The following is an 11,735-nucleotide window of genomic DNA, read 5'->3' as shown; positions in this document are numbered from 1 at the left end:
TCGCGTGCTCCACCGCTTGCGCGAACCGGCCCAGCGTCGGGTGGGCAAACAGTTCGGACAACGGGATTTCCACGCCCAACCGGCTGCGGATGCGTGACGCCAGTTGCACGGCCAGCAGCGACTGGCCGCCGAGGTCGAAGAAGTTGTCGTGAAGGCCCGCGCGGTCGATCTTGAGGATGTCCTGCCAGATCGCGCTCAAGGCCTGCTCGGTGTCCGTGCGCGGGGCGACGTATTCGGTTTCGCTGTGCGGCGCATCCGGTGCGGGCAACGCGCGGCGGTCGAGCTTGCCGTTCGGCGTCAGCGGCAAGGCGTCCAGCCATACAAGTTGCGACGGGATCATGTAGTCCGGCAGCGTCTTCGACAGCGCCTGGCGCAGTGCCTGCACGCTCGTCGGCTGGTGGCCGTGCGTTGCCACGGCATAGGCCACCAGGCGCGGTTGGCCCGGTTGATCCTCGCGGATCGTCACCGCCGCGTCGCGCACTTCGGGCTGCGCGCGCAGCGCGGCTTCGATCTCGCCCAACTCGATGCGGAAGCCGCGCAGCTTGACCTGCTGGTCGATCCGGCCGAGATAGTCCAGCTCGCCGTGCGGCAGCCAGCGCACGCGATCGCCGGTGCGGTACATGCGGCTGCCGGGCGCGCCATACGGGTTCGGTACGAAGCGTTCGGCCGTCAGGTCCGGGCGGCTTCGATAACCGCGCGCCACGCCGTCGCCCGCGATGAATAGCTCCCCGGCGACGCCGGCCGGCACGAGTTCCAGCGCGTCATCGAGGACGTGAACCTGCGTGTTGGCGATCGGCCGCCCGATGTCGATGCGCGTCCCTGCCTCGCTGTGCGCCAAACGTGAGAACGTCGACCAGATCGTGGTTTCCGTCGGTCCGTACAGATTGACCAGCGACGGCACCGTTTGCAGCAAGGATTCCGCCAGATCGCGCGGCAGCGCTTCACCGCCGCTCAACACCATGAAACCCGGCTTCGGCTGCCATCCGTGATCGGCCAGCATGCGCCAGGTGGATGGCGTGGCCTGCATCGCGGTGATGCGCTGCGATTCGATCTCCCACGCCAGACGCGACGGTTCCTGCGCCGTCTCCCGCGACGCAATCACCACGCATGCGCCACTGATCAGCGGCAGATACAGTTCCAGCGCCGCGATGTCGAACGACAGCGTCGTCACGCTCAACAGCCGGCCGTGCGCCTGCAATGGCAGATCGCGCTGCATCGACGCCAGCAGGTTCATCACGTTTTGCTGCGTGACCTGCACGCCTTTCGGGCGGCCCGTCGAACCGGACGTGTACAGCACGTAAGCCAGTTCGCTGCCGCCGCTATCAAGCCGCGCGTTGTCGAATTGCTCGGATTGCTCCGGCCATTCGCCCAGATCGAGCCGCTTGTCGTGATCAGCCAGCAAGCCGTCATGCGTCAGCACCAGTGCCGGTTGCGCATCGTCGAGCATCATCGCCAGCCGCTCGGCCGGGAACGCCGGGTCCAAAGGCAGGTACGCCCCACCCGCTTTCATCACGGCCAGCAACGCGGCCAGCAGATCGATGCCGCGATGCAGGCACACGCCAACGACGACCTCGCGACCCACGCCAAGCGCGACCAGCCGATGCGCCAGCCGATTCGCCCGCGCATCGAGTTGCGCATACGTCAACGCCTGATCCTCGAACCGCACAGCGACCGCCTCGGGCGTGCGCGCCACCTGCGCCTCGAACGCCCCGTGCACGCCAAGCGACGGCGCGTAAGCCATCGCCGTGTCGTTCCAGTCGTGCAGGACCTGCCGCCGCTCGCTGTCCGCCAGCATCGGCAAGGCCCCGATACGCACGGCCGGATCGTCCGCCACGGCCTCCAGAAGCCGCACGAAACGCTCGGCCATCCGCGCGATGTCCTGCGCGACGAACAGGTCCACGCCGTACTGGATGCGCAGTTCCAGGCGCTCCGGCAACTGGATCGCGTCGATCATCAGTTCGTGCGCGCTGAAATCCACCGGCCCGCTCAGGAGTTCGCTGTCCAGCCCCTCGAGTTCGGGGGCCGCCAGCGACCGGTTCAGGTTGAACATGACGGGCGCCAGCGCGCGCCGGCGCGATTCGTAGCGCAGGCCGAGCTTGCGCAGCAACTGCCCGAACGGATAGCGCGAGTGCTCGTAGGCGTCGATCAACTGCCGCTTGACGCCCGCCAGATACTGCGCGAAATCGGGCTGCCCGCGCCATTCGAAACGCACCGGCACCAGGTTCAACGCATAGCCGACGAGGTGCGCGTCGCCGATCTCGGGACGCCCGGCGATCATCGGCATGCCGATCACGAGGTCGGGCTGGCCGGTCAGGCGATGCAGCAGCACCGCGAGGCACGCGCCGACCGTCATCGTCATCGTGGCGCCGAGGCGGCGGCTGGCCGCGACGAGCCGCGCGTAGCGTTCGCCGTCGAGATGCACCGTGTGCACGGCGGCGCGGCTGCCCGGCCGCGCGGGCATCGGCCCGGTGCCGGGCGGCAGCAGCGCCGGCGGCAATTCGCCGGCGAAGCGGCCGAGCCAATACGCCTCGTCGAGCGCGAACTGCGCGCTGCGCGCATACGCCCGGTGCTCGGCCACGTAGGCCGAAAACGGCACGGCAGCGGGCAGCACGGCAGCGCGCCCCTCGCGGCGCGCGCCGTAGCACTCGGCCAGCTCCTGCAACAGCACCTCCTGCGACAGGCCATCCATCACGAGATGGTGAAACGTCAGCACGAGCCGGTGCTCGAACGGGCCGAGCGTCAGCAGGTCGCAACGCATCAGCGGGCCGTTGACCGGATCGAGACGCCGATGATTGTTCTCGCGCAGCCAGCGCTCGGCGGCGGCTTCCACGCCGTCGCCCGAATCTGCGAGCGTCACGTGCCCCAGCTCGACCGGCGCCGAGGCGAGCGTGTGCTGGCGCGCGCCGTCGGCGTCGAACACGGTGCGCAGCGCCGCGTGGCGCGCCACCAGCGTGGCCAGCGCGTCGCGCAGGGCCGCCACGTCGGGCGCGCCGCTCAGGCGCAGCACCGTGACGGCGTGGTAGCCGAGCGCCGTCTCGCGATCGAGCTGGCATTCGAACCAGATCCCCTGCTGGGCCTCGCTGAGCGGAAAGCTTTCCGTCGCGCCGGCAGGCGTCGCGTCGGCCACCGCGCAACGCTGCCGCAGCGCGTCCAGATGCGGCATGGCCGCCATCACCGCATCCGCCGCCACGCCGAAATCGACGAAGCAGCCGATTTCATCGACGCCGATCTCGCGCAGGCGCGCCACGATCGGCTCGCAGCTTTCGGGCGTGCCGATCAGCGCGCTCGACTTCACGTAGCGGTCGTAGGCGACATCGAGCAGATAGCCGCGATCTTCCGCGCTCAGCGACTGCACGTCGATGTTCATGCCGAGGCTGCGGGCCATGTTCTGGAACAGCCCGATCGAGGTTTCGAGGTAGCGGATGAACGGCTGGCGCGCGGCCTCGCGCGCCGCCGCCAGATCGTCGCCGACGAAGGTATGCAGCAGCACGGTCACGTGGCCCGCGCTCGCGTCGTGGCCGTGTTGCCGCAGGGCGTCGCGGTAGATGCGCAGGTTCTCGCGCAGCTCGTCGATGCTCTGCCCCATCAGGTTGGTCAGCACGCCCGCGCCGGCCTCGCCGGCGCGGCGATAGGTGTCCGCGTTGTTGACGATGGTGATCCACACCGGCAAGTCGGCCTGGCGCGGCATCGGGTAAAGCGAGACGTCGATGTCCTTGCCCGAGCCGTCGCGCGCGCGCATCGCCTCGCCGCGCCAGAGCGATTTCACCTGTGTCAGGCGCTCGAACATCAGCTCGCGGTGCTGCCCGAACGCCTCGGGCGCGAACACGAAATCGTTCGGATGCCAACCCGATGCGCAGGCGATGCCCACGCGCCCGTTCGAGAGGTTGTCGACCACCGACCATTCCTCGGCCACGCGCATCGGGTGGTGCAGCGGCAGCACCACGCTGCCGGCGCGCAAGCGGATCGAGGTGGTTTCGCGCGCCAGCGCCGCCGCCAGCACGGCCGGGTTCGGCGACAGGCCGCCGAACGCGTGGAAATGCCGCTCGGGCACCCACAGCGCGTGAAAGCCGTGCGTGTCGGCGTAGCGCGCGGCATCGATCAGCAGGTCGTACTTGCCGGCGTCGTAGCCGGCGTCGTAGTGGCCGAAGAACGACAGGCTGAAATGCATGGGCGCGAGGTGCGTGGCGGGCGCGGTCTCTTCGGCGTTGGTTCGGGCCGCGACGGGGGACGTGCTTCTGAACGCGGCGGCGGACGTTACGGCGGGCTCGGCGTCGCTGTCGCCGGTTCGGGCCGCGATGGCGGACGTGTTTCTGAACGCGGTGGCAGCCGTTACGACTGGCTCGGCGGACGCGGCGTTACCGTCGCCAGTCCGGGCCGCGACGACGGACGTGCTTCTGAATGCCGTGGCCACCGTGGCGGCAGCCGCCATGACGGCCGGCTCGGCGGCCTCGGGCACGGCCCGCTTTTCGCCCGGGCCGCCGCCATCGGCGCCGCCGGGATCATCGGGCGGCGTCGCGCCCGGAAGGAACCCGCCCTCGCGCAGCGCCTGTACGCTTTGACGCACGGCCTCCTCCACGCGCGCCAGGTCGGCATCGGTATGCGCGGTGGACAGGAACATGTTGCGGCCTTCCCAGATATACAGGCCGCGAAACAGCAACTGATAGAACAGAAGATCGACGTTCTGCGACGCCACGAAGCGGAACAGCGAGCCGGCATGCACGACGTGGATCGGCGCCTGCGCGTCGGTGAAGATCCGGTTCAGCCGCGCGGCCAGTTGCGCGGTGCGCGCGTTGAGTTGCGTCTGCAGCGCCGGGCCGGCGTCGATCAGCTTGAGCAGCACGGCGCGCGCGGCGGCCAGCATCAGCGGATGCTTGCAGAACGTGCCGGCGAAGAAGGTGGTGGTGTGCTGCGGGAACGAGCGGTCGCCGTAGCGCCACTGGCCGCCGTCCACCGCATCGAGGAACTGCGCGGCCCCGGCCACGATGCCGGCCGGCATGCCGCCGCCCACCACCTTGCCGTAGGTGACGATGTCCGCGCGCACGTCGTACCACGCCTGCGCGCCGCCGGGATGCAGGCGGAAGCCGGAAATCATCTCGTCGAAGATCAGCGCGATGCCGTGCTCGCGCGTCAGCGCCCGCAGCGCGTGCAGGAATTCGCGCGGATGAAAATCCGGGCGGCGGCTCTGGATCGGTTCCACCAGTACCGCGGCCAGCTCGCCCGCGTGCCGGCGGATCGTCTCCAGCGCCGCGTCGGTGCCGTAATCGAGCACCAGCGTGTGGGCCGCGGCCCCGGGCTGGACGCCGGGCGCGAGCGCCACGCTGCCGCCGCGCGGGTCGGCCTCGGCCAGCGTATCGTCGCCCCAGCCGTGGAACGAGCCGGCGAAGATCGCGATCTTGTTGCGCCGCGTGACGGTGCGCGCGAGACGCAGCGACAGCGTCACCGCCTCGGTGCCCGAGTTCGTGAACGTCACGCGCTCCATGCCGGTGAGCCGGTGCACGAGCTCGGCCACCTCGCCCGCCAGCACGGCCTGCGGCCCGAGTTCGAAGCCGGTGCGCAATTGCTGCTCCAGGGCGCGCTCGATGAAGTCGGGCCGGTGTCCGAACAGATTCACCCCGAAGCCCATCGTCAGGTCGAGGTAGGCGTTGCCGTCGACGTCCCATACGGTGGCGCCGTCCGAGCGCTCGCTGACGATCGGATACAGCAGCTCCTTCACCGAGAAGCGGAAGCCGGCCGACGCGCGGTTGTCGGCCAGCACCGGGCGGGACCGCGCCGCGCGCTCCTTCGAGCCTTGCGTGCGGGCGATGTAGGCATCGATGAAGCGGTCGAGGAACGCGCGCTGACGCGGCGTCAGATTGCCGTTCAGGTCGCTCTTGAGCGTGACGGCGGCCGGTTGGTACGGCACGAACGGGCGATTGGCGGCCGGTATCGGTGCGACCGAGGCGTGCGCCGCAAACGAGGCTTGTGCGGCGGCGGAGGTCTGCGTTGCGACGGGGGCTTGTGGTGCGGCAGAGGTCTGCGCTGCAACGGGAGCCTGCGCTGCGGCCGAGGCTTGTGCTGCCACGGAGGCCTGCGCCGCGACGGGCGCGGTGGCGGCCACGGTTTGCGTCCCGGGCGCAACCAGCGCCACGGGCTGCGCAAGGCTTGCACCCGCACCCACGCCGCTCAGTGCGGCAAGCTGCGATTGCGTCATGCGCTCGAAGCTCGACAGTTGCTCGCGGATCACGCGCTCCAGCGCCGACGCCGACGCCACGGCCTCGGCGGGCGGCAGCAAGGCAGCCGAGGCCGCCACCGCAGCGGGCAGCGCGCCGTGAGTCGCCACGGCCGAGGCCGCGACCGGTTGCCCGCCCGCCTCGCCCGTCGCCGGAACGGCCGTCGCCAGCACCACCGGTACCACCGGCACCGCCTGCACTGGCGGTGCGCTGTGCTCGGCCAAATAGCCGGCGATCGCCGCGATGGTCGTCAGTTCCTCGAACAACTGCCGCACCGACAGCGTGACGCCGTAGCGCTGCTCGATGGTGCGGATCACCTGGACCAGCACCAGCGAATCCGCGCCGAGTTCGAGCAGCGGCGCATGCGGATCGACCTGTTCGGGGCGACTGCGCAGCGACGAGGCGACCAGCGCGCGCAGCGCGCCTTCGATCTCGTCCCTGCGCCCGGCGAGGGCCTGCGTACCGGAAGTCATGATGGGCGTCTCGGCAAGGGGGGAAAGGTATGCCGCATCGGCGGACGCAACGGCCAGCAGGGCCGGGGCGGCGGAAACAGCGGAAACGACGGGAACGATGGACGCGGCCGGCAGCGACACCCAGTGCCGCTCGCCCTGAAACGGATAGGCCGGCAGCGCCGCCCGGCGCCCGCGCGCCGCGCCGAACAGCGATTCGTCAAGCGGGTGCCCCCAGGTCCACAGCGCGCCGAGCATGCGCAGCCACGCTGCGCCGGACTGCGCGTCGGCGGCGTCGCGGTCGAGTGCCGGCCAGCATTCCATCGAGGCGGCCTGGTCGCCCGTGGCCTGCAGGCGTGCGAGCGAGCACAGCGTCTGGCCGGGGCCGAGTTCGAGCACGAGGCGCGCACCGCTTGCCCGCACCGTGGCCAGACCGTCGGCGAAGCGCACCGGTTCGAGCAGATGGCGCACCCAATAGGCGGGATCGGTGGCCTCGGCCGCCGTGATCCACGTGCCGGTGAGGTTCGAGACGAACGGCAGCCGGGGCGCGTGCAAGGCGACGCGCGCCAGCCGTTCGGCGAAGGCCGGCGCGGCCGGGGCCATCATCGCGGAGTGGAACGCATGCGACACCGCCAGGCGGCGGCACGACACGCCGGCCTCGCCGAGCCGCTGTTCGAGCGCGGCGACGGCCGCCTCCGGCCCCGCCACCACGCAGCGCTCGGGCGCATTGACGGCGGCCAGCGACACCGGTTCGTCGAGCCAGGGCCGCAGTGCGGCCTCGCCGCTCGCGACGCCGAGCATCGCGCCGGCCGGCTGCGCCTGCATCAGCGCGCCGCGCGCCGCGACCAGCCCGAGCGCGTCGTCGAGCGAGAACACGCCGGCCAGCGTGGCGGCCACGTATTCGCCGAGGCTGTGGCCGAGCATCGCCACGGGTTGCACGCCCGCGTCGAGCAGCGTGCGGGCGAGCGCGTGCTCGATCACGAACAGCGCCGGCTGCGCGAGCGCCGTGGCCGTCAGCGCGGCCGTGGCAGTGGCGTCGCCGGCCGGATCGAGCGGATACAGGGCGCTCAGGAGATCGAGGCCGGTGATCTCGCGAAGGCGCTGCGCGCCGGCTTCGACGTGCGCGCGAAACGCCGCGTGCGAGCGGTACAGCGCCTGCCCCATGCGCAGGCGCTGCGCGCCCTGACCGGGAAACAGGAACGCGACCGGGGCGGCGCCGCCGCGCACCTGCCGCGCGTCGCGCAGCGGTGCTTCGAGCGCGGCGATCGCCTGCTCGCGATCCGCGCACACCAGCGCGCGGCGCCAGTTCAGCGCCTGACGCGACCGCCGCAGGCCGCGCGCGACGTCCGCCAGCGCGTGCCGCGGCGACTCGCGCAACGTGCCGCCGAGACGCGCCGAGACTGCCGCCAGCGCCGGCTCGGAGTGGGCCGACAGCAGCAGCAATTGCGGCTCGCCATCAGCGCCATCAGCGCCATCGGCATCGGCCCCGGCATCCGCGAGATCGAACACCGGTGCCTCGGCCAGCACCACATGACACAGCGTCCCGCCGAAGCCGAACGAACTGACGCCGGCATGACGGCGCTCGCCCGGCCCGCTCGTCCACGTCTGACGTTCGGTCGGAATCGACAGGCCCGTGCCATCGAGCGGGCAATGCGGATTCGGCGCACGGTAATGGCGCTGCGCCGGCACCAGGCCGTGCTCCAGCGCGAGCACCGCCTTGATCAGCCCGGCGATGCCGGCCGCGGCCTCCAGATGCCCGATCTGCGACTTGACCGAGCCTACCCGGCAGCTTGCGCTGCCGAACACGCCCTTCAGCGCATTCAGTTCGATCGGGTCGCCGAGCACCGTGCCGGTGCCGTGCGCCTCCACGTAGCCGACCTGGGCCGGCGCGACGCCCGCCGCGTCGAACGCGCGGCGGATCAGCCGCGCCTGCGCCTGCCCGTTCGGGGCGACCAGGCCGTTGCTGCGGCCGTCCTGCATCATCGCCGAGCCGGCGATCACGGCGCGCACCGGGTCGCCGTCGCGCAGCGCGTCGGCCAGCCGCTTGAGCACCACCACGCCGCAGCCTTCGCCGCGCACGTAGCCGTTCGCCTCGGCGTCGAACGCGCGGCAGTGTCCGGTGGGCGACAGCATGCCGCCCTGCGCGAACGGCCGGCCCGAATCGGACGACAGGATCAGGTTCACGCCGCCGGCCAGCGCCAGCACGGATTCGCCGCGACGCAGGCTCGCGCAGGCATGGTGCACCGCCACCAGCGACGACGAGCAGGCGGTGTCGATCGCGAGGCTCGGGCCGTTCGCATCGAGGACATACGAGAGCCGGTTCGCCGCGATGCTCGCCGCGCTGCCGGTTGCCGCATAGACGTTGAGGCCGTCGCCGTCCTGTGCCTGAAAGCCGTCGTAGTCGTGCGTCGAGATGCCCACGAACACGCCGGTTTGCGTGCCGGCCACGCTGGCGGGCGCGATGCCGGCGTCCTCGAACGCGTGCCAGGCCGTTTCCAGCAGCAGGCGCTGCTGCGGGTCCATGCGCTGCGCTTCGAGCGGCGAAATGCCGAAGAACGACGCGTCGAAGCGATCGACCTCGTCGAGAAAGCCGCCCCAGCGGGTCGGCGCGAGATGGTCGGGCTTCAGGTCGAAGGTGCGCGCGGCGAGGCGCGCGGCGGGAATCTCGCGGATGCCGTCGTGCCCCGCGTCGATCAGTTGCCAGAACGCTTGCGTATCGCTCGCGCCGGGGAAGCGGCAGCCGATGCCGATCACGGCGATCGGCTCGGCATCGTGCGCGGCGGCTTGGGTGTTGGTTTCGGTTTGGACTTTGGTGATCGGCGCGTTCGCGCCTGCGGAGGCCAGATGGCGGGCCAACTGCGCGGGCGTGGGGTAATCCCAGAACACCACCGGCGTGAGCGGCATCTGCAACCACTCGCCGAGCGCGGCGGCAAGCTGCACGGCCACCACCGAGCTCAGGCCGACCATCGCGAACGGCTGCTCGGGCTCGATGAGCGCGGCCTCGATGCCGACGCGCTCGGCGATCTGCGCGCAGAGCCACGCCTCAATGTCGGCTGCGGATCGTGCTGGTGCAGGCGAAGCGGAGGATGCAACCGAAGCAGCCGAGCCAACCGATGCGGTCGACGCGTCCGATGTAATCGACGGCGCTGATCCACCCGATTCCGCCGACGCACCCGATACCGCCGAACCAACCGATGTCGCAGATGCACCCGACGCCGCCGAACCAACCGATGTCGCCGATGCACCCGCCGCCGCCGAACCAATCGATGCAACCGAACCAACCGACGCCGCCGCAACATCGGCCACCCCCGAGCCCAGCCCCACCACCCCACCCGCCCGCGCGTTCCCGCGCGGCCGCTCCCACCGATGCACCACCTGCAGCTCACCCCCGAGCAGATCGTCGCGGCATTGACGCCGCCGCACCTTGCCGCTCGACGTGCGCGGAATGCGCCCGGCCTTCACCAGCACCACCACGTCGGGCGCGTGGCCGGTGGCCGCCATCACGGCCGGCACGATCGCCTGCACGGCGAGCGGGTCCACCGGCTGGCCGAAATCGAGTTCCTGCACGATTACCAGACGCTCGCCCTCGTCCGCCTCGACGGAGAACGCCACCGCGCCGTCGCGGCGCAGCGTGGGATGGCTCGAAAACGCGGCCAGCTCGATATCCTGCGGATAGACGTTCTGGCCTTGCACGATGATCAGGTCCTTCTCGCGCCCGCAGATATACAACTGGCCATCGCGCACGAAACCGAGATCGCCGGTGCGCATGCAGTCCGGCGACGTGGCCTCGCCGGCCGGCCGCGCGTGGAACGCGTCCCGCGTGGCCGCCTCGCGCCGCCAGTAGCCCTGCGCCACGCACGGCCCATGCACCCAGATTTCACCGATCTCGCCGGCGGCGCATCGCGCGCCGGTCTCGGGCGAGACGATCGCCACCTCGTGTTGCGGCAGCAGCACGCCGGTATTGACGAGCACGCGGCTTTCCACGGCGCTGTCCGGCGTGGCCGGCACGGCGCGGCCCTGCGCGAGCGCGGCCTTCTCGAACGGCAGCGCCTCGGGCGTGCCCCCGGCGGTGACGCCCCAGCGGCCCGACACCATCAGCGTCGATTCGGCCAGCCCGTACGCGGCGAGCCAGCTTTCCGGCCGGAAGCCGTACGGCGCGAATGCCTGCGTGAAACGCGTCAAGGTCTCCTGACGAATCGGCTCCGCGCCGTTGAACGCGATCCGCAGGCTGCTCAGGTCGAGCCCGGACAGATCCTGGCCCGCCATCGCGCGCACGCACAGGTCGTAGGCGAAATTCGGCGCGCCGGTCAGCGTGGCGCGAAACGCCGCGATCGTCTTCAGCCAGCGCAGCGGGTTCAGCAGGAACGACGCGGGCCGCATCAGCACGGCGCGGCAGCCCATCACGAGCGGCCCGAGCACGCCGCCGATCAGGCCGAAGTCGTGATACGGCGGCAGCCAGAACACCAGCACGTCGTCGGCGCCGGCCGACAGGAAGCCGGTGATCAGCCGCAGGTTCCACAGCACGTTGGCGTGGCTCACCATCACGCCCTTCGGCGAGCCGGTGGAGCCCGAGGTGTATTGCAGGAACGCGATGTCCGCACCGTCGAGCGCGGGCGCGCGCCAGCCGTCGGCGCTGGCGGGCGCGTCTTCGATCAGCAGCCACTGCTCGACCGACAGCGGCGTGCCGCGCTCGCCCATCGCCGCGATCTGCCCGAACTCGGCCCGGCCGGTCAGCGCGAAACGGCCGGCCGCGTCGTCGACGATCGCCTGCAGGCGTCCGATCTGCCGCGCATGGGTGGGCGGGTACGCCGGCACCGGAATCGCGCCGGCATACAGGCAGCCGAAGAACGCGCAGATGTAATCGATGCCGGGATGGAACAGCAGCAGCACCGGGTGCGCCTGCGGCACGCCGCGCGCCGTCAGCAGGCAGGCGATGCGGCGCGCGCGCTGATCCAGCTCGCGGTGCGTGATGGATTCGTCCGCGCCGCCTTCCGGCGCGAGGAAGGTGTAGAGGCAGGCGTCGGGCTGCACGTCGGCGCGATGCATCAGCAAGGCGACCAACTGCTCGCCGGGCAAT

Annotated in this window: 1 pseudogene; it reads right to left on the bottom strand. The window is 71.1% G+C overall.

Features of this window, described 5'->3' with window-relative positions:
* Positions 1-22: 22 nt before the first annotated feature.
* Positions 23-11,704, bottom strand: a pseudogene (locus tag AB4850_RS22605) (amino acid adenylation domain-containing protein); the annotation flags it as partial.
* Positions 11,705-11,735: the final 31 nt, after the last annotated feature.

This window comes from Burkholderia sp. 22PA0106 (assembly GCF_047497155.1).
In the GTDB taxonomy this organism is placed as follows: domain Bacteria; phylum Pseudomonadota; class Gammaproteobacteria; order Burkholderiales; family Burkholderiaceae; genus Burkholderia.
This window is presented reverse-complemented; position numbering and strand designations above follow the sequence as displayed.